We start from the raw sequence: 26,721 nt of genomic DNA, 5'->3' as shown, positions 1-26,721 counted from the left end.
GCTTTAGCATTGAGCCGTTTCTTTTTATGGGGCAAAACATGTTTTGGGTTAATGGTGAAAGCCAGCAAACAGTCGACATATTGGATCGTTCGTTTCAGTACGGAGACGGCTGTTTTACGACAATGCTTGTTCGAGGTGGTCAAATTCAGTATTTTCGCGATCATCAGCATCGCGTCGATGAAGCTCTAATAGCATTGCGTATTTCTGGTCTTGATTGGGATACGATTAATGTCTGGCTCGATAGTGCACTTCAATATATCCAACACAATCATTCCCATCATCCAAACACGACTCAAAATGAAAAAGCAGGGATAAAGCTTCACGTTAGCCGAGGTGCTGGTGGTCGGGGTTATAGTACGAAGAATATCGCTAAGCCTACGATAACCATTAGCACGTTTGAATTCCCTAACCATTATTCAGAGTGGCATGAGTCTGGTATCGAACTCGGCATCTGCCAACAAGCGCTGGGCTTGAGTCCGTTGCTTGCTGGCCATAAGCATAATAATCGCCTTGAGCAGATCTTGATGAAAGATGAAATGGACCAAGCTGGTGAAACGGATGGTGTTGTGCTTGATATTTCAGGTAACGTGATTGAAACCACTATGGCTAATTTGTTTTGGCGAAAGGGGCAGACTATTCACACCCCACAACTGACACAAAGTGGCGTTGCTGGGGTGATGCGTAAGCAAGTGTTAACCGCACTGAATCAAGCTGAACTTTCCGTTACTATTGGTGATTACAGCTTATCTCAACTCATGCAAGCTGATGAAGTTTTCATTACCAACTCAATTTTAGGGGTTGCCCCAGTTACCCGTATTAGTAACACCCAATTTACCATTGGATCCGTTACTCGAAGCCTTCAAGGACAATTAAACTCGTGATCAAAAAGTTATTCATTTTCATTTTCTTGTGCCTAATCGCAGCCGGTGCTGCTGGTTATTATGTTTACAATCAAGCACAAGATAATCTGAAACAAATTATTCAATTAGAAGAGCCACAAGTCGTGACGGTTGCTTCCGGTAGTAGCTTTAATCGTGTTCTTGCGCAGTTAATTCATGAGGGTCTGTTTGAGGCTTCTCCTTACGAGAAACTTATTCGCAAATTGCACCCAGAGCTTGTAGACGTAAAAGCGGGTACATTTCTGCTTGAACCGGGTATAACCTTAGAACAAGCATTACGTGTGCTCGTGAAAGGAAAAGAACATCAATTTACTATTACGTTTGTTGAAGGCAGTCGATTCAAAGAGTGGCTCGCGCAGATGAAAGATAACGAATTCATCAAACAAACGCTAAACGGTGTCTCGGAAAAAGAGATTGCTCAAAAACTTGGTATTGAAAATGAAAAGCTAGAAGGTCTTTTCTTAGCTGAAACGTATCACTATACCTACGGCACAACGGATTTAGATTTACTGAAACGCGCACATCGAGACCTCATGAATGTGGTCAATAAAACGTGGGAAAATAGAGCGGATAAGCACACACTTAAAACACCTTATGAAGCTCTTATTCTTGCGTCTATCATCGAAAAAGAAACGGCAGTGGCTTCAGAGCGTGAGCGGGTTTCATCAGTCTTCGTTAATCGTTTGAATAAGCGGATGCGTCTGCAAACTGACCCGACGGTTATTTATGGTATGAGCGACAGTTACAAAGGCAATATTCGAAAGCAAGATCTACGCACACCAACGCCTTATAACACATACACGATACGTGGTTTACCACCCACGCCTATTGCTATGGCTGGTAGAGCCTCTATTCATGCGGCGTTGAATCCGGAAAAGAGTAACTACTTGTATTTCGTTGCGAGTGGAACCGGTGGTCACGTATTTTCAAAGAGTTTGGCAGAGCACAATCGTGCAGTACGGGCTTATTTAAAACAATTAAGAAAAAACAAATAAAGAACACATTATGAATCAGTCGAAATTTATCGTTGTTGAAGGCCTTGAAGGTGCAGGGAAAAGCACAGCAATCAATGCCATTGTTGAGACATTAAAAGCAGCGGGTGTTGAAGATATCGTTAATACACGTGAGCCCGGTGGTACTGTCTTGGCGGAAAAAATGCGTTCATTGGTCAAAGAAGAGCACGAAGGCGAAAAGCTTCAAGACATGACTGAGCTACTGCTGATGTATGCAGCACGAGTTCAATTGGTAGAGAATGTCATTAAGCCGGCTTTAGAGAGTGGTCAGTGGGTCTTAGGTGACCGCCACGATATGTCTTCTCAGGCGTATCAAGGCGGCGGCCGTCAGATCGCTCGCTCTACAATGGAATCTCTTAAAGCGACGACACTAGGCGATTTTAAGCCCGATCTCACTCTATACTTGGACTTAGACCCTAGAGTTGGATTAGAGCGTGCTCGAGGTCGTGGTGAGCTCGATAGAATAGAAAGGATGGATATCTCATTCTTCGATCGTACACGTGAGCGTTATCTTGAAATTGCAGGACAAGATTCAACGGTTCTTGTGATTAACGCACAACAAGAGATAGAGCAAGTGGCTGCTGATATTAAACAAGCGCTGACGACTTGGCTCAACAAACAGTAGGTAGTATGGCTGAAGTGTATTCTTGGCTCACGCCGATATGGAGTGAGTGGAAAAAAAGTCTTGATGCTGGGCGTTTTCCTAATTCTGTGATTGTTAATGCGCCGGAAGGGCTTGGTGTTGATGCACTGATTAGTCAACTTACCGCTGCATTAATGTGCACGAACTATGAAAGTGAATCATGTGGATTTTGTCACAGTTGCGAATTGATGAAATCAGGCAGTCATCCTGATTTTCATGTACTTTCACCCGAGAAAGAAGGTAAGTCGATTACGGTCGATCAAGTGCGTGCTAGCAACCGCTGGGCTCAACAGTCGTCTCAGTTAGGTGGCTTGCGTGTTATTTTGCTTGATCCTGCTGAAGCGATGAATGAATCGGCATCGAATGCGCTTTTGAAAACACTGGAAGAGCCGGCGAGTCACTGTATCTTTATTCTTTCGACGCGTAATAGCCATCGCTTAATGCCCACGATCCTTAGCCGCTGTCAGCAATTTAAAGTAGTCAGTCCGCAGTTAGATGTGGGTTCTGCATGGTTAGATAAAGAAGTGGATAAAGCGATTCCGCCGTATATTTTAGCTCTCAATGACAACGCGCCTTTGAAAGCCAAAGTTATGTTTGAACAAGGCGGTGTTGATGGCTCAACTAAAGTGCTCGATGGCTTTTTGAATGTTATCAAAGGCACTCAACTGGATATGATGCAATTCTCTACTGAGCTGAGTAAAGACCCTTTGACTCAACTTGGTTGGTTGTGGCATTTGCTCTCTGATGTGCAGAAGTTGCATTTTGGTTTGGTTAATCGTGCTATCACACCAAGTGCGGAAGCGCTCTCTGAAGTAATGTCTTATCAAAGTGCTTATGTAGCCTCGAAAAAATTGCTGATATTGATTGAGCAGTTAAAACAACACCCAGGGCTCAATACGGAGCTACTCATAATAAATTGGCTGATTGCTGCTTGCGAGGAAACATGTTCGTAGATTCCCACTGTCATTTAGACAAACTGGATTATCAAGGTTTACACACCAGCGTAGAAGACGTGGTTAATAAGGCCAAGGCAGCCAACGTAGACCAATTGCTGTCTGTTGGTGTGACACTCGATTCATTCGAAAATATGCTTGAGATGATCTCGCCGTTCGATAACGTTAACGCTTCTTGTGGTGTTCACCCTCTCGACGTAGAAAGTGATTTCTGTTTAGACAGAATGCGTGAATACGCGAGCCACCCTAAAGTAGTGGCGATTGGTGAAACAGGTTTAGATTATCACTACCAACCGGAGACGGCTGAGTTGCAGCAACTGCGATTTACGCAGCATGTCGCGTTAGCTGTCGATCTTAATAAGCCTTTGATCATCCATACTCGTAAAGCGCGTGAAGACACATTAGCGATTTTACGTGATGGCGGAGCAGAGAAGTGTGGTGGTGTGATTCACTGCTTTACCGAAGATCAAGCATTCGCTGAAGCAGCAATGGAATTAGGTTTTTATATCTCAATATCGGGGATTGTAACCTTCAAACAAGCCATAGAGCTTAAAGAGGTTGTTAAGACTTTACCGTTAGAACGGTTATTGATCGAGACGGATTCTCCATACTTAGCTCCCATTCCATATCGCGGAAAACAGAATCAACCTGCATATGTCGTAGAAGTGGCGGCCTACATTGCGCAATTGAAAGGTCTGTCGATGAAAGAGGTTGCTGAACAAACGACCAAAAACTATCAAAAACTTTTTTTGCGATAAAAAACTAATGAAACAGTTAAAAGGGGGCTTGCGCTCCCTTTTTGTGTTTTTGATCATCAAAATCGCATTTTTTTTTGATGTTTACCAAATATGTTGAACTTGAGAGCACTAATTGCAACATTTGTAATTTTGTTACTAAAAATAWCATTGGTGCCTATTTTATTTACTCAGTAAAATAATATGAATTAATTAAATTATCCTTATATATCAATAGCTTAAAATTTTGCAAACCATTGCATTTCTATATTTGACATGTGATCCAAGACGTGTTTTGAAACAAAATTTCGTAAGTGACTAGAAAGTTAGTTCCTCATCAATATATATTTAGCGGCAGAAAATATAATGCAACACATGGTTACATTTTCACAGGGTGCTAACATATAGGCTACGGGGGTGTGCCGTTAGAACCCATATAATTATTTTTCTTTATCAGGAGCATAAACATGTTTAAGAACCTTTTTGCTAACCTGCAAAAAGTTGGTAAATCACTGATGCTACCAGTATCAGTTTTACCAGTTGCGGGTATTTTGCTAGGTGTTGGTGCTGCCCACCTAAGTTTTATTCCAGAGATTGTTTCGAACCTAATGGAACAAGCGGGTGGTTCAGTATTCAGCCAAATGGCACTACTGTTTGCAGTAGGTGTAGCGCTTGGCTTTACTAACAACGACGGTGTAGCGGGTCTAGCTGCTATCGTTGGTTACGGCATCATGACTGCGACACTTGGCGTAATGGCAGGTATCATGGGCGTTGATAAAATCGATACTGGTGTACTAGGTGGTATCCTAGTCGGTGGTGTTGCTGCTTGGGCATTCAACCGTTTCTTCCGTATTCAACTACCAGAATACCTTGGCTTCTTCGCTGGTAAGCGTGCTGTGCCAATCATCACAGGTTTTGCTGCGATTGGTTTAGCTATCTTACTTTCTGTTGTATGGCCACCTATTGGCGGCGCTATTTCTGCGTTCTCTGATTGGGCTGCACACCAAAACCCACAAGTGGCATTTGGTATCTACGGTGTCGTTGAACGTTCACTGATTCCATTTGGTCTTCATCACGTTTGGAACGTACCTTTCTTCTTCGAAGCTGGTACTTGTGTTAACGCTGCTGGTGAAACTCAACACGGTGTTTTGACTTGTTACCTTGTTGCTGATGACGCATCTCGTGCTGCGGGTAATGGCTTCGGTCAGCTAGCGGGCGGTTACATGTTCAAGATGTTCGGTCTACCTGCTGCTGCAATCGCAATTGCACATTCAGCTAAGCCTGAAAACCGCGTTAAAGTAATGGGCATCATGGCTTCTGCTGCGTTGACTTCATTCCTAACGGGTATTACTGAACCAATCGAGTTCTCATTCCTATTCGTTGCTCCAGTACTGTACGCAGTCCACGCTCTATTAGCGGGTTCAGCATACGTTCTTGCGAACACTTTAGGTTTTGTTCACGGTACTTCGTTCTCACACGGTCTTATCGACTTCCTAGTTCTTTCTGGCAACGCTCAGAAAATGGGTCTGATGATTGTATGTGGTATTGGTTACGCTGCTATTTACTACATTGTATTCCGCACTGTGATCAAAGCGATGGACCTTAAAACTCCTGGTCGCGAAGATGAGTCTGAAGATGACATCGTTGCAACGGGTACAGAACTGGCTGGTGAGCTAGTGGCTGCATTCGGTGGCAAAGCGAACATTACAGGCCTTGACGCTTGTATCACTCGTCTACGTGTCGCCGTTGCTGACACCGCGATTGTTGACCAAGATAAGCTGAAGAAACTCGGTGCTGCTGGTGTCGTAACAGTAGCTGGTGGTGTGCAAGCTATCTTCGGTACTAAGTCTGACAACCTTAAGACAGACATGGATGAGTGGATCCGTAATAACGGTTAATTCACTGATTCAATGAATACCAAGGAGGCCGAAAGGCCTCCTTTTTTGTTTTTGTACTATGAAAGTTTTTTAAGTTTGTTCCCTTCTAACCCAATCTGTTATCGTTCGCTCAGATATTGATGGCTGTTCAATGAAATTCTGATGCCGATTATCTTTAACTTTGTGATGACAAATAGCGTTGGTTTTTAATTAACCTAGCGCTTTTTGAAACTGTTTGAGAATACTATGAAACATCGTTACATGATTGGCCTTATATGCTGCGGCCTTACCTCGTTCGCTCATGCTTCTGAAGCTCCAGCGTTAGAAGTTGGTCTCGCCGTTGATCAAGACCTGAGTGTCGTTGTTGAGTTGGATCAACAATACCGTGTCACCGTTGGTAATGACGGTGCTGCGTTTGATTACATCTGGAAGCGTGGTCAGTTTGAGACAGAAGCGCCTTTGAGCTGGTATGTTGGCGCAGGTGCATGGGCAGAGTGGAATGATGATTTTGGTCTAAGAGTTCCGTTAGGTGTGAAAGTGAATTTCTATGAAGGGTGGAATGCTTACGCACAGTTCCACCCTGAACTCGACATGTACAGAGGTGTTGAGCTACAGCTAGGTGGTGCTCTAGGCGTGACCTATAAGTTCTAAGGTTGAACTGAAAAACAGGGCATAGAGAAAAGCCAGCAATTGGGGGTCAGTTCAAATCCGTTGGCTTTTTTATGTTTTCAGCGCGTATCTTTATTTAGAAAGTAAAACTTAATCCGATATTCGCCTGGAATTGGTTCATCCAGTCGGTATCAAAACGAATAATGCAGTCTTGACCATTACTGGGGAGGTTACACACCCCCGTTGTATCGTTATCCACCACCGTGCCTAACCAACGCACTTGGGTATTGATCGCTAAGCGGTCGCTAAACTTGTATTCTAATCCTCCAAAGATCGACGTTGAAAAGCCATATTTATCTTTTGCCCAATCCACATCGACGTAAGACGCTCCAATACCTAATCCAAAATAACCAGACAATGCGGACGAAGCGGGGTAGTCGATGCTGCTTTGAAAGTGCAGGTATTGGATTGAAGAGCTAAGATTCAACGTTTTTAACTCTGAGCTTTGATTGGAATAGAAAAGACCAACTCGTCCTTTTTGTAGTGGTGTTTCAATCGAGAAGGTGAAGTTTTCCGACGCTTTCATGTCATAGGTTTTACCATCCTGGTCTTCAACACTGCCACCGCCGGTGTAACCCACCATAGGGGTTATGATGATTTCCGGTGCCGCATCTGCGCTTGAAACAGAGAAAAGTGTCATTAGCGCCATCATATTTACTTTGTTATTCATGAGTATATCCTTATCCATACACTTATTAAGTGTGATGGTTACATCAATATTGTGCGACTAATTTCGACGAATCTTGAAGATACTTCACACACCTGATAGTACTTAAATAGAGACTTGATGAATTAATAATAAGCCAGAGGTGTCTATGGAACATAATCTGAAAAATGCCCTACTAATAACCGCGTTTATCTACGTAATTATTCTTTCATTTGGCTTTATGGCGATTGGTAGTTAACAATCATCTATTGCGAGGCTGGGTTTTATACTCAGGGAATCATGAATAGTGGGACTATAACCAATATTGATACAGCAATAGACTTGGATTATTACGCTAAGTTTATTGCTGGAAAAACAGCGCTGGTCGCTCAAGGTGGCGGACAGAGAAGTATTTTTACTTCTGGAGTGCTCGATGCCTTTCTTCTTTCTAATTTTGATCCCTTCGACGAATTTTTTGGTACTTCCGCAGGCGCGTTGAATTTGTGCGCTTATCTGTGTCGTGATAAAGGCTTAGGTCGTTCTTTTGTGCTTGACCTCACCACAGCCCCAGAATTCTTTAACTTGTTCTCTTACATACGACACCGTAAGAACTTAGGGTTAGAATGGGCGTTGGAACAGATCATGGCGTATCCATACAAACTTGATCTTGACCTAGGTAGGCAAACGCTGGGGGATCGCCAACTTTTTGCGGCGGTAACAGACTCGAAAGATCTTCAAGATCATTATTTTCCTTTGCTCGGTGACGATTGGTATAAGGTGATGATTGCAACGTGCGCCATACCTCGTCTATATAACGACGAAATCTTGATTGGTAATGGTGCTTATGTAGACGGCGGTGTTTCGGCTGCTATTCCAGTGCAAGAAGCTTGGCGCCGTCAAGCTCGTTCTATTGTGGTGATTCGCACTGAGCCTGTGGTTGAGGAAGGCAATGGTCATTTGGTTGAAGCACCAACCAAGGGATCTACAGTCAAAGCGCTTAAACCGATATCTGCCGAAGAACTGCAATGGTTCCGCGAATCTTTCGACAGTGTTCAAGGTCATTGGCAACAAAAAATGGAACAGTGGAAAACCGACTGGACCTCTTTCTTTCAACAACAAATTATGCGCTCAAAAGAGCAGAAGTGTGACCGTGGGCATTTGGATCTGTTAAACGGTGGACGATGGTTATTTGGTGCCGATGATATTTACCGCTTAAGTCATTTGATTGGTGATAAATTTGACTCAGGTTTGGCTGATATATTGATGGTCCATTATCAAACTTACTCACTCACTCAGAATTTCCTGAACTCTCCTCCCGATGATGCGTTTGTGGTTCAGATTGCGCCTAGCCAACCGCTTAAATCGAGTTCATTAATGAGTGACAAAGAAGATTTGCTGCATGATTACCAATTGGGGTTAGAGGCGGGTTACCGCTTTGTTGAAACCTACACTTCAACAGAGAACGCTCGCAGTTCATATATGTCGCAGTTGATGGTTAATGCAGCGGATAAATAACACTCGTCGTTGATTGTTGATAACGCGAACAATATTCTGAAATTAAAAAAGAGTATAGAACTGGGTTCGATACTCCTTTGTTGTTTTCTCTATGCCATCTCTGAATTTAGTCGCGAGAGTCTAAAGGTAAAAATTAGGTGACAGGTAAGATTCTCATGCAGTTGGTTGAACCGGCAACATCCATAATATCACCTTGAGTGATGATCACGAGGTCACCAAATTTAAGGTGCCCTTGTTCTTTTAGACAAGCGAGCGTCGATAGTGCTATATCAAAACTATCTTTGGCCTCTGTCTCAAAATAGATAGGTGTTACGCCTCGGTACAGAGTACAACGGTTAAGAGTTCCTTCGTTACGAGACAAGGCGTAGATAGGCATATCAGCGCTTAGGCGGGACATCATTAGTGCCGTTCGCCCTGACTCGGTGAGAGCGACAATACCTTTGATGCCTTCCATATGGTTCGCAGAGTATACCGTCGCCATCGAGACCGTTTCTTCTGCGGTAATAAACGTTCGGTCAATACGGTAATTGGATTGATGGTTAATACCGGCCATTTTCTCTGCGCCAATACACACTTCAGCCATTGATTTTACGGTTTCAACTGGGTAGTCACCTGCTGCGGTTTCCCCTGACAGCATCACAGCATCGGTGCCATCTAATACAGCGTTGGCCACATCCATGACTTCGGCACGAGTTGGCATGGGGGCTGAAATCATCGATTCCATCATTTGAGTCGCGGTGATCACCGTTCGGTTATGTGCTCTAGCACTGCGTATAAGCTGTTTTTGTACACCGACTAACTCAGGGTCGCCAATTTCCACGCCGAGGTCTCCACGGGCCACCATGACCACATCTGAGGCCATTATGATGTCATCCATGTTCTCAACAGTCGCGACTGTCTCTGCTCGCTCTACTTTGGCCACGAGATGTGCTTCTAAACCCGCATCTCGTGCGAGCTGACGAGCGTAGTGCATGTCTTGACTATTTCGTGGGAACGATACAGCTAGATAGTCGACTTGAATTTGCGCGGCTGTGATGATGTCTTGCTTGTCTTTGTCTGTGATCGCCTCAGCAGACAGTCCACCGCCTTTCTTGTTAATCCCTTTGTTATTCGACAGTGGGCCACCAATGATGACTTCGGTATGAACGCGACAGCCTTCCACTTTGGTTACTTTCAGTTGAACACGACCATCATCCAGCAACAGGATATCGCCGGCGGATACGTCGTTAGGCAGTTCTTTATAATCAAGGCCGACGGCTTGTTGGTTGCCTTCGCCCAAACCTAGGCTACTGTCGAGAGTAAACCGATCACCGACGGCAAGTTGGATTTTGCCATCTTTGAATGTCGACACACGAATCTTAGGGCCTTGTAAGTCGCCAAGTATTGCGATTTGAATAGCGAATTTTTTTGCGATTGCCCGAACTTTTTTAGCGCGTTGAATATGGTCGTCGCTGGTGCCATGAGAGAAGTTCATGCGGACAATATTAACCCCGGCTTTGATGATCTCTTCAAGCACGTTTCCTTTATCGGTTGAGGGTCCTAAAGTGGCGACGATTTTTGTTTTTCTTAACTCTTTTGTCATGAATGCTCCGAAGTTGAGACGTAGAAAATCTTGTTTAGACAGAATTAAGTATATGCATTAATGGATCATTTATTGGGCGCTAGGAAGATATTCCTACATTTATTCCGTAAATATAGAAATAAATGGGGTGACTCGTGGATGAATATTAGCGTCAAATTTATAATGGAAATGGTTTGTCATTTTGCTCAAGCTCTCGTGCCGTTACAGCACCTCCATGAGGATTATTTTTGGGAGAATCTTCGGCCATTATTTATTAAATGTGATCTTTTTTTATAAAAATTAAGTCTCAAATTATCGATATGGTTATTAATTTGCCTTTAACTATTTGACTAGATACGCAAAGATTCATGTATATACGTGATACTGGTCACGGCGATATGCCAAGTGACTTCACAATTACTTCGCAAAGTAAAAAAATTACCCTGTTGATGATTTCTGGAGCATAAAATGTACATGGCTCAACTAGGCCATATTGATCATATCAAACAGGTCAATGCTGGTCGTGTATATAAACTAATTGACCTTAAAGGTCCTATTTCTCGTATTGATTTGTCCAAGCAAAGTGAGTTGGCTCCTGCGAGTATTACTAAAATTACCCGTGAACTCATTGAAGCTCACCTCATTCACGAAACGACAGTCCAAGAAGTGACGACGCGTGGGCGTCCTGCTGTCGGCTTACAAACTAACAATGAAGGTTGGCAGTTTCTTTCCATGCGTCTTGGTCGTGGATATTTGACTATCGCACTCCATGAATTGGGGGGCGATGTGCTTATCGATACCAAAATCGACATTCACGAACGTGACCAAGATGATGTGCTTGCGCGTCTTCTTCATGAGATTGATGAGTTTTTCCAAACGTATTCTGAGCAGCTTGACCGGGTGACGAGCATCGCTATCACACTGCCTGGCCTTGTCAATTCAGAGCAAGGGATTGTGTTGCAGATGCCGCATTACAACGTGGAGAATTTAGCGTTGGGTCCGGAGATCTACAAAGAAACGGGTTTGCCAGTCTTTATTGCTAATGATACCCGAGCTTGGGCCTTGGCAGAAAAGCTGTTTGGTAACTCACAAGACAACGACAACTCTGTTCTTATCTCGATTCACCATGGTTTAGGTGCCGGGATCATTCTTGATGGTCGTGTCCTACAAGGGCGTCACGGCAACATCGGTGAATTGGGTCATATTCAGATCGATAGGCAGGGCAAACTTTGTCACTGTGGTAACCGAGGCTGTTTAGAAACGGTCGCGAGTTCTCAGGCAATCCGTGAGCAAGTCAAAGAGCGACTGGACAATGGCGAAGAATCAACACTAGCGGTCTTTGAAGATGTCACTATTGAACAGATCTGCGCTGCCGCTGCTGATGGAGATCCGCTGGCTGTCGAAGTGATTGAACAACTAGGCCGTTACCTAGGCTCTGCGATTGCGATTGTGATTAACCTTTTCAACCCAGAGAAAATCTTAGTTGGCGGCGTAATCAATCAAGCAAAGAGTGTCTTATACCCAGCGATTCAACAGTGTATCGAAGAGCAGAGTTTGTCGGTTTACCATCAAGATTTAGAGCTGGTGGAATCTCGCTTTTATAAGCAGGCAACCATGCCAGGAGCTGCTCTTATCAAGCAGGCCTTGTTTGATGGTCAACTATTGATGAAGGTGATTGAAGGTTAATATCTTTTACTTGTACTTGAGTTTTATCGTACATTTCCCATGTATTTAGACTGTTTATAGCATTGTTCTCGATACTGAGCTTACGTATTCTGTACATTGGTACTTTGCTTTAACCTATTGAAGTGGGGTATTGTAGCAGCAGTTATTATTTGTCACTAAGGTGTTGTATGTCTGGGGTTTTAAATTCGGTTGATCAGAGAACCAAACTGGTAGGTGAAAACCGCCTAGAACTCTTGTTATTCAGCTTAAATAGTCGTCAACTATTTGCGATTAACGTATTCAAAGTCAAAGAAGTTCTAAAAGTACCAGTACTCACTCGCTTACCGGGCTCCCACCATCATATTACCGGAGTGGCTTCTTTACGCGGTGAATCTGTTCCTGTTATTGATTTGCGTAGTGCGATTGGTTTTCCGCCATCTCGAATGGATTCTCAAGAGAGCAATTTGATCATTACAGAATACAATCGAAGCGTACAAGGCTTTTTGGTTGGACAAGTTCGCAATATCGTTAATACCACTTGGACTGAAATTCAGCCGCCACCTAAAACGACTGGGCGTGCGAATTACCTAACCGCTATTACACACATTCAAGAAGAAGAACAGCACAAAATTGTTGAAATTATCGACGTTGAAAAAGTGCTGGCTGAGATTATTGATTACGATGTTTCTATTTCAGAAGGTGTTTTAGACGAACAGTTAGCCCACCAAATGGTTGGACGTAACGTTCTGATTGTTGATGATTCCTCAACAGCGCGCAACCAGATTAAGGGCACCTTGTCACAACTCGGTTTGAACATTATTGAATGTTACGACGGTTTAGAAGCTCTGAACTTGCTTAAAGGCTGGTGTGATGAAGGCAAAGATATCAATCAAGAAATACTGCTGATGATCACGGATGCTGAAATGCCTGAAATGGATGGTTATAAATTGACCCATGAAGTGCGTTCTGACCCAAGAATGCACGATCTATTCATCACGCTCAATACTTCATTGAGCGGCAGTTTTAATGAAGCTATGGTTGAGAAAGTTGGCTGTAACCGCTTTATTTCTAAATTCCAACCCGATCTCTTGGTTGAAGTGACTCAAGAGCGAATGCGTCAGCTTCTATAGTTCATGTTTCTATACGGAAACTGACGCTGATTTCCAGTTTAACCATTCCATAAATAGGAGGCTTAGGTCTCCTTTTTTATATCTTGTATTTTTGTTCAGACGTTCATGCCATCGGCTATTCAAATAGCTAGTGAAACTCTCGTGATTGGGTGTGTAAGCCAACAATTTTATCGGTAATGTCGATGAGTTTCCCAGCAATAACATGCACGACTTCGCCTTGTTTTTCTAATATCCCTTGTACTTTTAACGCCTTGGCGGTGAGATAAGCTTGCTGCTGTGCGCGTGCGGTGGATCCCCATACCACAACGTTAATATTGCCCGTGTTATCCTCTAGTGTGACAAAGGTGACCCCTGCCGCTGTGCCGGGTGATTGTTTACCGGTGACTAATCCCACGACGGTGACCATAGATTGATGCCTTTGTTGTTTTAAATCTTGCATATGGGTGAATCGACCAAGTTGGTTCGCTTCTTCTAGCAAAGTGATTGGATGCTTGTTCAATGACAGGCCGATACTGGTGAAGTCTTCGAGTAAATCTTGCATCTCATTGGGCTTGTTCAGCACCTGTTCGTCATCCTCAACATCCTCATAGGCTTGGCTAAACAGCGGTAAATCAGACACTGAGTCCATGATCGCCCAGCGAGTCTGGAAGCGGTCTCCAGAAACGTTATGTAGCGCATTGGCCGATGCCAGTAGCTCGATATCTTTCTTATTCATCGATAACTGTTTCACTTGATTTGGGTGTCGATAACCGGATGGTGGGCGATTAGCGAGCACACATTGGATACCATGCTCGCTGAATCCTTTGATTTGTCGCAGCCCTAAGCGAATAGCTAATCTCTTCTGATGTTCAACGACGACGTGGTTATCTTGTGAAGCGTTCACACATACCGGAAGAACCACCACATTGTGCCGTTGGGCGTCTTGTACCAACTGTGATGGGCTATAAAAGCCCATGGGTTGGCTATTTAACAGAGAAGCGTAGAAACATTCAGGGTAGTAACATTTCAACCAAGCAGAACAATACGCTAACACCGCAAACGAAGCCGAGTGGCTTTCAGGAAAACCGTACTCGCCAAAGCCACATATCTGTTTAAAAATCTGTTCGGCAAACTCAGTCTCATAGCCGCGCTTTTGCATTCCCTCGATGAGTTTGTTTTTAAACTTAAAGACGTTGCCATTTTTTTTCCAAGCGGCCATTGCGCGTCTGAGCTGATCCGCTTCTCCACCTGTGAACCCTGCGGCTACCATCGCGAGTTTAATCACTTGCTCTTGGAAGATAGGAACCCCCAAGGTGCGCGACAGTACCGATTCCACATCTTTAGATGGATAACTGATTGGCTCAATGCCATCTCGACGCTTGAGAAATGGATGCACCATATCACCCTGAATAGGACCTGGGCGGACGATAGCGATTTGAATCACCAAGTCGTAATAAGTCTTCGGTTTAAGCCTTGGCAGCATGCTCATTTGCGCGCGTGACTCAATTTGGAAGACTCCGACTGTGTCCGCTTGTTGAATCATGCCGTAAACTTGAGGATCGTCTTTAAGGCGAGTGATCTCCGCGATGGTGAGTGAACGCCCATGAATGCGTTTAATCAGAGTGAAACATTTACGAATCGCAGAGAGCATGCCCAATGCGAGTACATCGACTTTCAGTAAGCCTAAGGTTTCTAGATCATCCTTATCCCACTGAATAATGGTTCGGTCGTGCATCGCGGTATTCTCGACGGGAACCAGTTCATATAAAGGCCCTGAAGATATGACAAAGCCGCCGACATGTTGAGATAGGTGACGTGGGAAGCCGATGATTTCATTAACCAAGTGGATAAATTGTTGTCCCTTCAACGAATCAGGCTGTAGCCCCAATTGAGTTAATTGAGCTTGCCAACCTAGGCTTTTGTCCCGGCGATTGGTGTTCTTGATGAAGTAGTCGAGCTGAGTTTCTTGTAGCCCTAATGCTTTCCCCACATCTCTTACCGCACTTTTGAAGCGATAAGAGATGACCGTTGCAGCAAGCGCGGCCCGTTCTCTACCGTATTTTTTATAGATGTATTGGATCACTTCTTCACGACGTTCATGTTCAAAATCGACATCAATATCAGGCGGCTCATCACGCTCTTTACTGATGAAGCGCTCAAACAGCACTGAGATCTGTCTTGGGTCGACAGAGGTGATTTCTAAGCAGTAACAGACAACGGAATTAGCCGCGGAACCTCGTCCTTGGTAAAGAATGCCTTGGCTTTTGGCAAACATGACGATGTCGTGAATGGTGAGAAAAAAGAAAGGGTAGTCAAGCTCGCCAATTAGCCTCAATTCTTTATTTATGATTTGTTGGATGTCGTCAGGCACACCTTGTGGAAAGCGAGCCCGTTTTCCTTTCTCGACTAACCTGCGCAGATAACTCATGGGTGTCTCACCTTGAGGAATCAGTTCACTTGGGTATTCGTAGCGCAGGCTATCTAAATCAAATTCACACAGCTCAGCGATGCGATTGCTCTCTTCTAGCCACTCCGCTTTAAAAATATGAGAGAGCTTATTGATACTTCGTAAACAACGTTCTGCATTAGCGAGTAAGTGACAGCCTACTTCGGTGATGGGTTTTTGGTATTTAATTGCGGTGAGTGAGTGCTGCAAGGGTAAGCGATTCGCGTTGTGCATCAATACACCGCCGCAAGCCGTTATCGGTAGGTGATGATGTTGTGACAGCTTAACGCAGTAATCTGTGTACTGCTGGTCGGTTTGTTTTAGGTGTCGTTGTAAGCCGATCCACAGTCGACCAGAGTGATGCTGGGATAGCCATTGCCCCCAGTGTGCGTCTTCATTTTTTTGTTGAGGAAGCCAAAGAATGAAGCAGTGCTTAGCCGACATGATATCCCACTCAGAGAGCTGATAATGCCCTTTGCTGCTACGACGCCTCGCGTTGGTAATAATACGGCACAGCTCGGCATAGGCCGTTCTATTCGGACATAACAACACTACTTGGCACTCTTCATTGAGCCAAAACATGCTTCCAACAATTTGCTTGAGCGACAGTTTATGTTGCTTGATTGCCGAGTGAACCTTAACGATGCCCGCCACCGAACACTCATCAGTCACCGCGAGTGCTTTGTAACGTAAGAAGTCGGCCTGTAAAACAAGCTCCTCTGCGTGTGAGGCTCCCTCAAGAAAGGAGTAATTACTTTGGCAAAAGAGTTCTGAATATTGCTGAGACATAACATAATCTCACTTAACCATGACGAGTCAATATGATTGAACATGGGCGTTGAGTTTGACTCTATGAAGCGGATGCTTTCACGAAGTCCCGGTATTGCTTAGCTAAATAAACCGTGTAAAAACCACTGCTTATCTGGCGTTCTACAGATCCATAGCCAGCGACCATTTTCACTGTGAGCAATAAAGTAGTCACGAATGATCTTCTCTCCATCCCACCAGCCAGACACAATGCGCTCAGGGCCTTGAGATAAAGTGACGTTTTCGGCTAAGGCTTCGGGCTCTGGCAGTAAAATACTGGGCCTGAGTCGTTGTTGATGGACGCTGAGAGCTATGGTTTGTTGGGGCGCTTGCTTTTTTGCCACAGATTTACTCAGTGTTGGGAGCGAGTACTGATTGGCCTTTTCTGGCCTTGGGTCGTGCTGTATTTTCGGTGTTTGAATACAGGCTTGGCCAAGCTTTGCTTGCAACAGTGAAAGCAAATCTAATGCGGCAAGTGTTCCGGTATGACCATCAAAAAGATCATGGTAGGCCATTTGCGGTTCTCCATGACGAATCAAGCTGAGGGTTAGGCCCTGAACCGGTGCTGTGAGCTTGAGTGACTCTAAGGTGAGATGGGTCAGGTTCGCCCATTTTCCAGCAAGGTAATCCCCTTGTGCCGAATAAAAAGAGATAGGGTGATCGTCTTTATCTCTTAGGTGTAAAGTCAACGTTAACTCGAAAGCCACTCGGTCGCGTAGCTTCAAAAAACACTCGAGTTGATTCAGTAATTTCAGTAACGGCTTTTCGATGAACAGGATGTTTTCAATATCAAACAACAGCTCCAAATATTGCTGGAAATTCTCTGGTGGGTGATAGAAATCAATCGGGTGCTTAAACTGACCGTTAAGGCGACCGACATAATTCACCAAGTCGATGTCAAAGCGGCGTGCGACCTCTTGCAAAGGCAGTTTCAATAAGTCTTCGACGGTATTGATACCGACACGATTCAGGCGTTCAACTTGTTTGCTCGGTAGCTCACTGGAGCTCAATGCTTGCTGATTGACCCAAGCTTTCATCTGCTCAACATTGTTTGTGATTTGATTGATCGCTTGCCTACCTAAAAGGATCGCAGCAAGCGGCGAATAACCCGTAGCGAAGCTGAACTGGATATTGAGCGTTTCTAAGTGACTTTTGAGTGCATGCCAGTAGTTATCTAGCCCATCGTAAAGTGACAGCATGTTAGAGGCTTTAATCAACAAACCATTCGGTGGCACTAACGCCATATCAGAAGTGACGAGATACGCCCATTGAGCGATCTCTTTGAGCTTACTTTTCTCCAGCTTAATACTGTAAGGGTGGACGTGTAAGTTGTGGCACAGCGCCGCTGCAGACCCTAAGCCCATACCAAGCGAAATCCCCGATTGCAGCGCGGCTGGGTTAGCTTGCAGTACACGATGATCTTTTTCATCCACGATGATAATAGATTGCTCGCGTGAGTCTTCGTTCGAACCCAACTCATTAGAGTTAAACAAGGTATCCAACTGCAAAGATGGAAAGTGCAGATAAAGCCACAACATACGCTAGCCTTGCTTCGCAATAGGAAAAGCCAGCACAGTGTTACCAGGCAAAGTGCGGTTTGAATTGTCTTCATAAACGACTTTCTCTGTGAGTAACGGCCAGTTGTGTGTCATGTCTAGAATAAAACTGCCATATGACCAACTGCCTTTTTTTTTTGTTATCTCTACCTTCAATCCTTGGGCGTGAGAAGACAGTTTCATGCTTAAAGATACGGGTAGGGATAACTGATTATGGCTGGTGGCTTTAAAGTGAAACTGCAGGCATTTACCAGTTTCACTTGCTGCTTGTAAGCGCTTTGTTTGGTGTATTTCTAGATCGGCTCCCCATAGCAATACAGAGTGACAAGCGCCGCTTTTGAGGCACTGCTCAGCTGCCCACAACGCATCGAGATCGCGTTGGGGCTGGATAACGAGAATGTTCTCTAATTCAATGCCTTGGCTGCTAAAAAACTCGGCACAGATTTTCCCTGGTGGGTTTATAAATATGGCCAATTTTTGTGGGTTTTGTTGCGCTAAATAGGGCGTAAGTAGGCGAAGTTCACCGATCCCTTGTTGTGATTCAACCTCAATAACGCCGTGCGTCGGGAAGCCACCATCAAGCTGTTTATCCAGTTGCGGATAGCCTGTCGGAGTGGTATTTCCTTGAGTTGTCGATTGTAACCCTTTCCAGATTAGCTGGCGGTCTTGTAAGTTTTTTATGAGTTCATGCATAATTAAATACCTGTTTATTTATACAGTATATTTAACAATAAAAAAGATGCAAAGCAAAATGATGAAAATCAGAGGAAGTAAGTGTTAGTTGATTGATTTAGATACAAAAAAAGCCGCTATAGAAGCGACTTTTTACTGTTGGTTAATGATATCAGTTACTTAGGTTGAGCATCGATACATTGGCCATGAATGTCTGTCACACTTGGGTTCATTAAGTGTAGGTACAGCGGGATGATATCGAGTGGCGTTTTTAGCTTATTCGCATCTTCTCCTGGGTACGCTTTTGCACGCATACGTGTTTGAGTGCCGCCCGGATTGATTGCGTTAACACGGATGTTAGTGTCTTCAAGCTCGTCTGCTAGGATTTGCATCATACCTTCGGTAGCAAACTTAGAAATCGCGTAAGTGCCCCAGAATGCGCGGCCAGAGTGACCAACCGTTGAAGAGGTAAATACGATGCGACCCGCTTCTGCTTTCTTAAGTGCAGGCAGTAATGCTTGAGTCATCAAGAACTCAGATTTCACATTGATCTGCATAACATCATCAAAGGTTTCTTCATCAATCTGCTCAAACGGACTCAGAGTGCCGAGAACGCCAGCATTATGAAGTAGACCGTCTAAACGACCGAACTGTGATTCAATGGTTTCAGCCATATCAATGTAGTTCTGCTTTGTCGCACCTTTTAAATCCAATGGGATAATCGCAGGTTGTGGGTAACCAGCGCTTTCGATTTCATCGTAAATGAATTCAAGGTTTTTAACATTGCGACCTAACAGAATGACAGTTGCGCCATGTTGAGCGAAGCTGAGTGCTGCTTGGCGACCAATGCCAGCACCGGCACCTGTAACCAAAATTACTTTATCTTTGAGGGCATCTGTAGAGATTGGGTAATCCACTGTGCTTATCCTTCTTTCTTTTATTATGCTCGTCATTCCATTGATGTTTAATCACACAGATAACCGCAGGAATGATGAGAAACTCTTGGTAATCGTGACAAGACGGTTACAATACACTAATTCATACAATAGGGGATATGACATTGGAATTTTTGTTGGACTACGGCTTGTTTTTAGCCAAGATTGCGACCGTTGTAATCGCCATCATCGCAATTTTAGTGATCGCTAAATCTGTGAGTGGAAAATCAAGCGCGATTAAAGGTGAGCTGGAAATCACGAACCTATCTGAGCACCATAAACAGACGATTGAACAATTAGAGCACCATCTACACGATGATGCTTTCATCAAAGCCCGTGATAAAGCAGAAAAGAAAGCGGAAAAAGAGAAAGTAAAATCACGTGGTAAAGCAGTGAAGAAAGCCGTGAAAGAGGGGGAACTTGATAGCAAGCGTGAACCACACTTATTCGTTCTCGACTTTAATGGCAGTATTGATGCGAAAGAAGTGGCCTCTCTACGTGAAGAGGTAACGGCGGTTCTGGCTGTGGCTCGTGAAGGCGATGAAGTCTTGCTTAAGCTGGAGTCTGGCGGTGGCATGGTTCACGGCTATGGTTTAGCGTCTTCTCAACTTGATCGCATCAAAGCGGCAGGTTTGCCTCTGACTATCTCGGTAGACAAAGTAGCCGCGAGTGGTGGTTACATGATGGCATGTATCGCAGACAAAATTGTCTCTGCCCCTTTTGCTATTGTTGGCTCTATTGGTGTTATCGCTCAACTGCCAAACTTCAATAAATTGCTTAAAAAGCATGATATTGAGTTCGAACAGTTAACGGCGGGTGAGTATAAGCGCACACTGACTATGTTTGGTGAGAACAGCGATAAAGCACGTGAGAAGTTTAAAGAAGAGCTAGAAGAGACGCATGGTCTATTCAAAGATTTTATTCGTGACCATCGTCCAGCACTCGATCTTGAAAAAGTAGCAACGGGTGAGCATTGGTTTGGTACGCAAGCACTGGAACTTGGGCTGGTGGATGAGATCAGCACTTCGGATGATTTAGTCGTAGCGGCATGTCAGGACAAAACGGTTCTTGCGATTCACTATGTACAGAAGAAAAAATTGTCAGACAAACTCGCGGGTGTGGCAGGTAAATCTGCAGACAGCGTACTGATGAAGCTGATTGAACGTGGCCAAAAGCCGATTGTTTAAGCTTATTGAATTTTAGCTCTAGTATCCAGTTCTAGGTTGAGTGCCTCACGTCCATTTAAAGACGTTGGTTCCTTAAAAAGAAAGCGCATAAGTCATCAGACTTATGCGCTTTTTTATTGCTCCACTTCCGAGCGGGTTGACCACTATGTTGTAGGGGGAGCGGAGTCTTTTGCCAATCACTTATGGTGATTGATATTACTGCAATTAGTCTTAAATTTGAGAGCCATAGTCATTACGTTTTGGGCAAGTGGTTAGAATTTCTCGATGTCCCGTATCTTTGAGCTCTTCTAAAATGACATCAAAGCCCCATAAGCGATAGAGATGTTTCATTACTTCATCGTAGCCTTTATCTAGCGGGATACGGTCATGAGGCACAAATTGCAGCGTCATTGAACGATCACCACGAATATCGACATTCAGCACCTGAATATTCGGTTCCAGATTACTGAGATTGTATTGTGCGGCAAGCTTCTCACGAATCAGGCGATAGCCCGGGTCATCATGAATAGCACTTACCTCTATGGTGTTTTTGCGGTCGTCGTCGAGCACAGCGAACAGTTTAAAATCTCGAATGATCTTTGGAGAAAGGTATTGGCTGATAAAGCTTTCATCTTTGAAGTTGTGCATCGCAAAGTGCACCGCTTCTAACCAATCACTTCCCGCCAGATCTGGGAACCACTCGCGGTCTTCATCGGTGGGTTCTTCACAGATACGTCGAATGTCCTTAAACATCGCAAAGCCAAGCGCATAAGGGTTTATGCCACTGAAATAAGGGCTGTTGTAGGCGGGTTGTGCGACGACGCTAGTATGGCTGTGTAGGAATTCTAAGATGAACTTATCACTCACTAAGCCTTCGTCGTAAAGGTGGTTCAGAATAGTGTAATGCCAGAAGGTTGCCCAGCCTTCGTTCATGACTTGAGTTTGTTTCTGAGGGTAGAAGTACTGGCTTACCTTGCGAACAATGCGAACACATTCACGTTGCCAAGGTTCAAGCAGTGGTGCGTTCTTCTCGATAAAGTAGAGAATGTTCTCTTGAGGTTCACTCGGGAAACGAACTTTCGTTGCTTCTTCCTTACTTTTGTTTTGAGGAACGGTTCGCCAAAGCTCATTCACTTGCGATTGCAGATAAGCTTCACGTTCTTCTTGTCTTGCTGTTTCTTCTGCAATGGAAATCTTTTCTGGGCGTTTGTATCGGTCTACGCCGTAATTCATTAATGCATGGCAAGAATCAAGCAGTTGCTCGACCTCAGCGACGCCATATTTCTCTTCACAACCACTGATATACTTTTTCGCGAACAACAGGTAATCGATGATGGAACTGGCGTCAGTCCAAGTTTGGAACAGGTAATTGCCTTTAAAGAAAGAGTTATGGCCGTAACAAGCGTGAGCCATGACCAGCGCCTGCATGGTGACCGTATTTTCTTCCATTAAGTAAGCGATACAAGGATTGGAATTGATCACGATTTCGTACGCCAAGCCCATTTGACCATGTTTGTAGTTTTGCTCTGTCTGGATGAATTTTTTACCGAAAGACCAGTGGTTGTAATTGATCGGCATACCAATACTTGAGTAAGCATCCATCATTTGCTCGGAGGTAATCACTTCAATCTGGTTCGGGTACGTATCTAAACGATAATGTTGCGCCACACGTTTAATTTCTACGTGATATCGCTCTAAGAGGTTGAATGTCCAATCTGGACCATCAGGCAGCATCTTGTCGTTTTTCTTCAGTGCTGCTTTGTTTTTCTTTGCAACGTTCGATTTTGTTGTCATAGCAAGCCCCCTTACGCTGTCTCTTTCTGGAACAGTTCTCTAAACACAGGAAAAATATCATCCACGGTTTTAATGTTCTTCATAGCGAAGTTGTCGAAGCTCGCTTCTAACTTCTCGTATTCATGCCAAAGTGTTTGGTGTGAACGGCGCGTGATCTCGATGTAAGAGTAATATTGGCAAGTCGGTAGAAGCGTATTGACCAGTAGCTCTTTACAACGAGGAGAGTCATCAGCCCAATTATCACCATCAGAGGCTTGAGCTGCGTAGATGTTCCACTCATTCGCGGGGTAGCGGTCTGCGACAATTTCCTTCATCAGTTTTAGGGCACTGGAAACAATGGTGCCACCCGTTTCTTGTGAGTAGAAAAACTCATGTTCATCGACTTCTTTCGCCTGAGTATGGTGACGAATAAACACCACATCGACGTTTTCATAGGTGCGGTTTAGGAACAGATATAGAAGAACATAAAAGCGCTTCGCAATATCTTTTGTGGCCTGATCCATTGAGCCCGACACATCCATTAAACAGAACATCACGGCTTGGCTAGATGGAATAGGGCGCTTTTCGTAGTTTTTAAAACGTAAGTCGAAGGTGTCAATAAACGGCACGCTTTCAATCTTTTTACGTAACTCGGCAATCTCTTCTTTGAGGCGACCTTCTTCAAAGGGTTGTGCCGGCTCCGTCATTTTAACTTGGTCAAGCTGCTCCATCAGTCGGTTAAGTTCGCGCTTTTTACCTGCTGTCATTGCCGTTCTACGAGCCAAAGATTGCTGGAGTGAACGAACAATCGCAATGTTGGATGGAATCCCTGCACTTTGGTAACCAGAGCGGTGTGTTTTCCATTCGGTGATCTTGTTGACTTGATTTTTCTCCAGATTCGGTAGCGCTAAATCTTCAAAGAGAATATCAAGATACTCATCTTTTGAAATTTGGAAGGTAAACTCGTCTTGGCCTTCGCCATCAGGACTTGCGTCGCCTTGGCCTGCTCCACCACCTTGACCGCCACCTTTAGGGCGTTCAATTTTATCGCCCGTGATGAACTGGTCATTACCTGGGTGAACGCGTTCTCTTACGCCACCTTGACCTTGGTGAAAGCTTGGCTCTTTGATGTCTTTATGGGGAATCGTAACGTCTTCACCCGTTTCAGTATTGGTGATTGAGCGTCGGTTAACTGCATCGGCCACAGATTCTTTGATTTGCTCTTTATGGCGTCGTAAGAAACGCTGTCTATTCACAGCACTCTTATTTTTGCCATTGAGCCTCCGATCGATAAATTGTGCCATAAGAACTCCCTCTCAGCTGATGTCGCGATGCTACTTTTTGTTAGGGTATAAGAGTATTCGGTTTATTAGAGCTATTCGTTCGTTAGGGTATAAAGTTATTGGTTGGTACGAGCTGCCCAATTGAGCAGCTCAATACCGTTTGGTTATGAAGATTTACGAACTCTTAGGTACCACTCGGATAGCAGTCTCACTTGTTTCTCGGTGTAGCCTTTTTCCATCATACGAGCAACGAAGTCGTCATGTTTTTTCTGATCATCCGTTGAGGTCTTAGCATTGAACGAAATAACAGGAAGTAGCTCTTCTGTGTTAGAGAACATTTTCTTCTCAATCACAGTGCGCAGTTTCTCGTAGCTCGTCCAAACTGGATTTTGACCGTTATTGTTGGCTTTGGCACGAAGCACAAAGTTCACAATCTCATTTCGGAAGTCTTTAGGGTTACTGATCCCGGCCGTTTTCTCGATTTTCTCTAGTTCACCATTCAGAGAAGCACGGTCAAATAGCTGGCCTGTTTCTGGATCGCGGTACTCTTGGTCTTGAATCCAGAAATCGGCATAGGTGACATAGCGGTCGAAGATATTCTGACCGTACTCAGAGTAAGACTCTAGGTAAGCGGTTTGAATCTCTTTACCGATGAACTCGACGTAACGTGGCACTAGGTATCCTTTCAAGAACTCTAGATACTTTTCGGCGGTCTCTTGAGGGAACTGCTCACGTTCGATTTGTTGTTCAATCACGTAGAACAGGTGTACTGGGTTCGCGGCCACTTCGGCTTGGTCGAAGTTAAACACACGAGATAGGATCTTAAAGGCGAAACGCGTTGATAGCCCAGACATGCCTTCGTCAACGCCAGCATAATCTCGGTACTCTTGGTAGCTCTTCGCTTTTGGATCGGTGTCTTTTAGTGTCTCACCATCGTAAACGCGCATTTTTGAGAACAGAGAAGAGTTTTCAGGCTCTTTCAGCCTCGATAGGATGCTGAATTGCGATAGCAGATCGAGTGTGCTTGGTGAACAAGGGGCTTTGGATAGCTCACTGTGTTCAAGCAGTTTCTTGTAGATCTTAACTTCTTCAGAGACGCGCAGACAGTAAGGGACTTTTACAATGTACACACGGTCGAGGAAGGCTTCGTTGTTTTTGTTGTTACGGAAGGTCTGCCACTCGGATTCGTTCGAGTGAGCGAGAATCATACCGTCAAATGGCAGTGCTGAAAGTCCTTCGGTACCGTTGAAGTTACCTTCTTGCGTTGCCGTTAGTAGAGGGTGTAATACTTTGATTGGAGCCTTGAACATCTCCACGAATTCCATCACACCTTGGTTGGCTTTACATAGCGCACCAGAGTAGCTGTAGGCATCAGGATCATCTTGAGAGAAGTGTTCAAGTTTACGAATATCAACTTTACCAACCAGAGACGAGATATCTTGGTTGTTTTCATCACCGGGCTCTGTTTTCGCGATCGCAACTTGATCGAGAATAGAAGGGCGCAGTTTGATGACTTTAAATTTGGAAATATCACCGCCAAAATCGTGCAGACGTTTCGCGGCCCACGGAGACATAATTGAGCGAAGATAGCGTTTTTCAATGCCATATTCGTTCTTCAATAAGTCGCCGTCTTCGTTAACATCGAATAGACAGAATGGGTGATCGTTTACTGGGCTTCGTTCACCGTCAGCAGACAATACATAGATGGGTAGTTTCTGCATCAGGGCTTTGAGCTTTTCAGCGAGAGAAGATTTACCACCGCCCACAGGGCCAAGTAGGTAAAGGATTTGTTTACGTTCTTCTAAACCTTGCGCAGCATGTTTTAAGTAAGAAACAATCTGTTCAATCGCATCTTCCATGCCGTAGAAATCTTTAAATTCGCTATAGCGTGAGATGACACGGTTCGAGAAAATACGACTCAGTTGAGGGTCTTGAGCGGTGTCAATGACCTCCGGTTCGCCAATGGCAAGTAATAAGCGCTCGGCAGCATTCGCGTAAGCACTTTTATCGTCTTTACACAGCCCTAAGAACTCTTGCAATGTTAGCTCTTCTTCCTTGGCTGCTTCATAACGTGATTGATAGTGGTCAAAAATACTCATAGTCACATTCCCCTTGTTAACCAGTCAAAACTGACGAGCGATTGAAAATAGGCTCTCCCTACCTTTTAAGATTAGACCCGCTTCCACAATTTTGCTTAACAATTATGTATTTATTTACAATTTTGCGTGTGAATAAGCTTATGAAAGCAATAGGCAACTTGAGGTGAGTAGGAGGAAATTATTTTGTATTCGAGGTGAACAGGTGTTTGTTTTGTGATTTTTAGAAGCTTTCTCATTCCCGCGCTGGATTTATACGTATTGAATGAAGATTGCGTTTGTTGGGGGAGGCCATGAAAGCGCCTATTATGCGCTTCACCATAAAAAAGCGATGTATATATAGGTAGACATTCAGGGGGAATTTGTAGGTTAAAGCGGCCGTTTTTGACGTTGATATTGAAATCGTGATCATGACAAAGGTACGCTCAGAATATGAACGTCGTCCCTTAGGGAGATTGACGACTTTTAGTTGTGAAAAAGCAAATAAAAAAAGGGCGATTCTGATCCGCACCAGAAGTTTTGGACACCGAGTTAAGTGAGTACAATCACTAACGAGGTGAACAATGACAACTAAGAAAACACGAATCAAACATGCTCCTGAATTTAAAGCCGAAGCGCTTAAGTTAGCAGAGAAAGTCGGTGTCTCTGCTGCCGCACGACAGCTTTCGCTATATGAATCTCAAATTTATGGGTGGCGTAAAGC

The 26,721-nt window shown here is 44.2% G+C and carries 22 protein-coding genes; 13 read left to right on the top strand and 9 right to left on the bottom strand.

What is annotated here, in order from left to right; translation table 11 throughout:
- Window positions 1-38 precede the first annotated feature (38 nt).
- The 7 genes from pabC to L4B77_RS07625 all read left to right on the top strand — a co-directional run bounded on the left by pabC (window position 39) and on the right by L4B77_RS07625 (window position 6,770).
- Window positions 39-881 (top strand): aminodeoxychorismate lyase, encoded by an 843-nt coding sequence (gene pabC, locus L4B77_RS07655; RefSeq protein ID WP_372066041.1) that lies wholly within the window; start codon window positions 39-41, stop codon window positions 879-881.
- On the top strand, window positions 878-1,894 hold the full coding sequence (gene mltG, locus L4B77_RS07650; protein ID WP_429749546.1) for an endolytic transglycosylase MltG: 1,017 nt from the start codon (window positions 878-880) through the stop codon (window positions 1,892-1,894). The genes pabC and mltG overlap by 4 nt, the downstream gene beginning before the upstream one ends.
- Before the next feature lie 10 nt (window positions 1,895-1,904).
- A complete protein-coding gene (gene tmk, locus L4B77_RS07645) occupies window positions 1,905-2,537 on the top strand; it encodes a dTMP kinase (protein WP_372066038.1) in 633 nt (210 codons plus the stop codon).
- A gap of 5 nt (window positions 2,538-2,542) precedes the next feature.
- Window positions 2,543-3,508, top strand: a complete 966-nt coding sequence (locus L4B77_RS07640; RefSeq protein WP_429749544.1) for a DNA polymerase III subunit delta' — start codon at window positions 2,543-2,545, stop codon at window positions 3,506-3,508.
- Window positions 3,499-4,266: a TatD family hydrolase gene (locus L4B77_RS07635; RefSeq protein ID WP_429749542.1), complete on the top strand. Its 768-nt coding sequence runs from the start codon at window positions 3,499-3,501 to the stop codon at window positions 4,264-4,266. Before L4B77_RS07640 ends, L4B77_RS07635 begins: the two co-directional genes overlap by 10 nt.
- 443 nt (window positions 4,267-4,709) lie before the next feature.
- Window positions 4,710-6,140, top strand: a complete 1,431-nt coding sequence (ptsG, locus tag L4B77_RS07630) for a PTS glucose transporter subunit IIBC (RefSeq protein WP_429749540.1) — start codon at window positions 4,710-4,712, stop codon at window positions 6,138-6,140.
- Between the two features lie 225 nt (window positions 6,141-6,365).
- A complete protein-coding gene (locus tag L4B77_RS07625) occupies window positions 6,366-6,770 on the top strand; it encodes a hypothetical protein (RefSeq protein WP_372066028.1) in 405 nt (134 codons plus the stop codon).
- A gap of 94 nt (window positions 6,771-6,864) precedes the next feature.
- On the opposite strand, the gene L4B77_RS07620 is transcribed toward L4B77_RS07625, so the two are convergent.
- Entirely contained in the window at window positions 6,865-7,458 is a 594-nt protein-coding gene (locus L4B77_RS07620; protein ID WP_429749538.1) for a porin family protein, read from the bottom strand.
- A gap of 145 nt (window positions 7,459-7,603) precedes the next feature.
- Here L4B77_RS07620 and cydH point away from each other — a divergent pair, with 145 nt between their 5' ends.
- Both cydH and L4B77_RS07610 read left to right on the top strand, forming a co-directional pair.
- Window positions 7,604-7,693 (top strand): cytochrome bd-I oxidase subunit CydH, encoded by a 90-nt coding sequence (cydH, locus tag L4B77_RS07615; RefSeq protein WP_372040129.1) that lies wholly within the window; start codon window positions 7,604-7,606, stop codon window positions 7,691-7,693.
- A 41-nt stretch (window positions 7,694-7,734) separates the two neighbouring features.
- A complete protein-coding gene (locus L4B77_RS07610; protein ID WP_429749536.1) occupies window positions 7,735-8,949 on the top strand; it encodes a patatin-like phospholipase family protein in 1,215 nt (404 codons plus the stop codon).
- Between the two features lie 133 nt (window positions 8,950-9,082).
- On the opposite strand, the gene pyk is transcribed toward L4B77_RS07610, so the two are convergent.
- Complete coding sequence (pyk, locus tag L4B77_RS07605; protein WP_429749534.1) at window positions 9,083-10,531, bottom strand: pyruvate kinase; 1,449 nt, start codon at window positions 10,529-10,531, stop codon at window positions 9,083-9,085.
- Between the two features lie 447 nt (window positions 10,532-10,978).
- On the opposite strand from pyk, the gene mlc reads away from it, so the two are divergent.
- Both mlc and L4B77_RS07595 read left to right on the top strand, forming a co-directional pair.
- Window positions 10,979-12,196 carry a sugar metabolism global transcriptional regulator Mlc gene (gene mlc, locus L4B77_RS07600; RefSeq protein ID WP_429749532.1) on the top strand — a complete coding sequence of 406 codons (1,218 nt, stop codon included), beginning with the start codon at window positions 10,979-10,981 and terminating at the stop codon, window positions 12,194-12,196.
- Window positions 12,197-12,363: 167 nt separating this feature from the next.
- Entirely contained in the window at window positions 12,364-13,305 is a 942-nt protein-coding gene (locus L4B77_RS07595) for a chemotaxis protein CheV (RefSeq protein ID WP_261837631.1), read from the top strand.
- 127 nt (window positions 13,306-13,432) lie between these two features.
- Here the strand turns inward: L4B77_RS07595 and L4B77_RS07590 are convergent, their stop codons facing one another.
- From L4B77_RS07590 to L4B77_RS07575, 4 genes are all read right to left on the bottom strand, one after another.
- The gene (locus L4B77_RS07590) at window positions 13,433-16,519 is read right to left on the bottom strand and encodes an error-prone DNA polymerase (RefSeq protein WP_429749530.1); all 3,087 of its coding nucleotides are present in this window, start codon (window positions 16,517-16,519) and stop codon (window positions 13,433-13,435) included.
- Window positions 16,520-16,617: 98 nt separating this feature from the next.
- Window positions 16,618-18,075, bottom strand: a complete 1,458-nt coding sequence (locus L4B77_RS07585) for a Y-family DNA polymerase (protein WP_429749528.1) — start codon at window positions 18,073-18,075, stop codon at window positions 16,618-16,620.
- Between the two features lie 3 nt (window positions 18,076-18,078).
- The gene (imuA, locus tag L4B77_RS07580) at window positions 18,079-18,786 is read right to left on the bottom strand and encodes a translesion DNA synthesis-associated protein ImuA (protein ID WP_429749526.1); all 708 of its coding nucleotides are present in this window, start codon (window positions 18,784-18,786) and stop codon (window positions 18,079-18,081) included.
- A 155-nt stretch (window positions 18,787-18,941) separates the two neighbouring features.
- On the bottom strand, window positions 18,942-19,682 hold the full coding sequence (locus L4B77_RS07575) for a YciK family oxidoreductase (protein ID WP_429749524.1): 741 nt from the start codon (window positions 19,680-19,682) through the stop codon (window positions 18,942-18,944).
- 137 nt (window positions 19,683-19,819) lie between these two features.
- Here L4B77_RS07575 and sohB point away from each other — a divergent pair, with 137 nt between their 5' ends.
- Window positions 19,820-20,887, top strand: a complete 1,068-nt coding sequence (gene sohB, locus L4B77_RS07570) for a protease SohB (RefSeq protein ID WP_372040119.1) — start codon at window positions 19,820-19,822, stop codon at window positions 20,885-20,887.
- A gap of 210 nt (window positions 20,888-21,097) precedes the next feature.
- Here sohB and L4B77_RS07565 read toward each other — a convergent pair whose 3' ends face one another.
- The 3 genes from L4B77_RS07565 to L4B77_RS07555 form a co-directional block, all read right to left on the bottom strand.
- The gene (locus L4B77_RS07565) at window positions 21,098-22,660 is read right to left on the bottom strand and encodes a SpoVR family protein (protein WP_261837625.1); all 1,563 of its coding nucleotides are present in this window, start codon (window positions 22,658-22,660) and stop codon (window positions 21,098-21,100) included.
- Between the two features lie 11 nt (window positions 22,661-22,671).
- Window positions 22,672-23,943: a YeaH/YhbH family protein gene (locus L4B77_RS07560; RefSeq protein ID WP_261837624.1), complete on the bottom strand. Its 1,272-nt coding sequence runs from the start codon at window positions 23,941-23,943 to the stop codon at window positions 22,672-22,674.
- Between the two features lie 143 nt (window positions 23,944-24,086).
- Window positions 24,087-26,021 carry a PrkA family serine protein kinase gene (locus L4B77_RS07555; RefSeq protein WP_016788844.1) on the bottom strand — a complete coding sequence of 645 codons (1,935 nt, stop codon included), beginning with the start codon at window positions 26,019-26,021 and terminating at the stop codon, window positions 24,087-24,089.
- Window positions 26,022-26,581: 560 nt separating this feature from the next.
- Here L4B77_RS07555 and L4B77_RS07550 point away from each other — a divergent pair.
- On the top strand, window positions 26,582-26,721 hold a 140-nt coding region (locus L4B77_RS07550; protein WP_429749574.1), incomplete at its 3' end, for a transposase.

The organism is Vibrio minamisatsumaniensis (genome assembly GCF_050337445.1).
GTDB classification, from domain to species: domain Bacteria; phylum Pseudomonadota; class Gammaproteobacteria; order Enterobacterales; family Vibrionaceae; genus Vibrio; species Vibrio artabrorum.
This window is presented reverse-complemented; position numbering and strand designations above follow the sequence as displayed.

What these genes read in the sequence shown, in the direction of transcription:
- pabC (WP_372066041.1), top strand. Translation starts at nt 39, where the DNA reads ATGTTTTGGGTTAATGGTGAAAGCCAGCAAACAGTCGACATATTGGAT.
- tmk (WP_372066038.1), top strand. Translation starts at nt 1,905, where the DNA reads ATGAATCAGTCGAAATTTATCGTTGTTGAAGGCCTTGAAGGTGCAGGG.
- L4B77_RS07640 (WP_429749544.1), top strand. Translation starts at nt 2,543, where the DNA reads ATGGCTGAAGTGTATTCTTGGCTCACGCCGATATGGAGTGAGTGGAAA.
- L4B77_RS07635 (WP_429749542.1), top strand. Translation starts at nt 3,499, where the DNA reads ATGTTCGTAGATTCCCACTGTCATTTAGACAAACTGGATTATCAAGGT.
- ptsG (WP_429749540.1), top strand. Translation starts at nt 4,710, where the DNA reads ATGTTTAAGAACCTTTTTGCTAACCTGCAAAAAGTTGGTAAATCACTG.
- L4B77_RS07625 (WP_372066028.1), top strand. Translation starts at nt 6,366, where the DNA reads ATGAAACATCGTTACATGATTGGCCTTATATGCTGCGGCCTTACCTCG.
- L4B77_RS07620 (WP_429749538.1), bottom strand. Translation starts at nt 7,458, where the DNA reads ATGAATAACAAAGTAAATATGATGGCGCTAATGACACTTTTCTCTGTT.
- cydH (WP_372040129.1), top strand. Translation starts at nt 7,604, where the DNA reads ATGGAACATAATCTGAAAAATGCCCTACTAATAACCGCGTTTATCTAC.
- L4B77_RS07610 (WP_429749536.1), top strand. Translation starts at nt 7,735, where the DNA reads ATGAATAGTGGGACTATAACCAATATTGATACAGCAATAGACTTGGAT.
- pyk (WP_429749534.1), bottom strand. Translation starts at nt 10,531, where the DNA reads ATGACAAAAGAGTTAAGAAAAACAAAAATCGTCGCCACTTTAGGACCC.
- mlc (WP_429749532.1), top strand. Translation starts at nt 10,979, where the DNA reads ATGTACATGGCTCAACTAGGCCATATTGATCATATCAAACAGGTCAAT.
- L4B77_RS07595 (WP_261837631.1), top strand. Translation starts at nt 12,364, where the DNA reads ATGTCTGGGGTTTTAAATTCGGTTGATCAGAGAACCAAACTGGTAGGT.
- L4B77_RS07590 (WP_429749530.1), bottom strand. Translation starts at nt 16,519, where the DNA reads ATGTCTCAGCAATATTCAGAACTCTTTTGCCAAAGTAATTACTCCTTT.
- L4B77_RS07585 (WP_429749528.1), bottom strand. Translation starts at nt 18,075, where the DNA reads ATGTTGTGGCTTTATCTGCACTTTCCATCTTTGCAGTTGGATACCTTG.
- imuA (WP_429749526.1), bottom strand. Translation starts at nt 18,786, where the DNA reads ATGCATGAACTCATAAAAAACTTACAAGACCGCCAGCTAATCTGGAAA.
- sohB (WP_372040119.1), top strand. Translation starts at nt 19,820, where the DNA reads ATGACATTGGAATTTTTGTTGGACTACGGCTTGTTTTTAGCCAAGATT.
- L4B77_RS07565 (WP_261837625.1), bottom strand. Translation starts at nt 22,660, where the DNA reads ATGACAACAAAATCGAACGTTGCAAAGAAAAACAAAGCAGCACTGAAG.
- L4B77_RS07560 (WP_261837624.1), bottom strand. Translation starts at nt 23,943, where the DNA reads ATGGCACAATTTATCGATCGGAGGCTCAATGGCAAAAATAAGAGTGCT.
- L4B77_RS07555 (WP_016788844.1), bottom strand. Translation starts at nt 26,021, where the DNA reads ATGAGTATTTTTGACCACTATCAATCACGTTATGAAGCAGCCAAGGAA.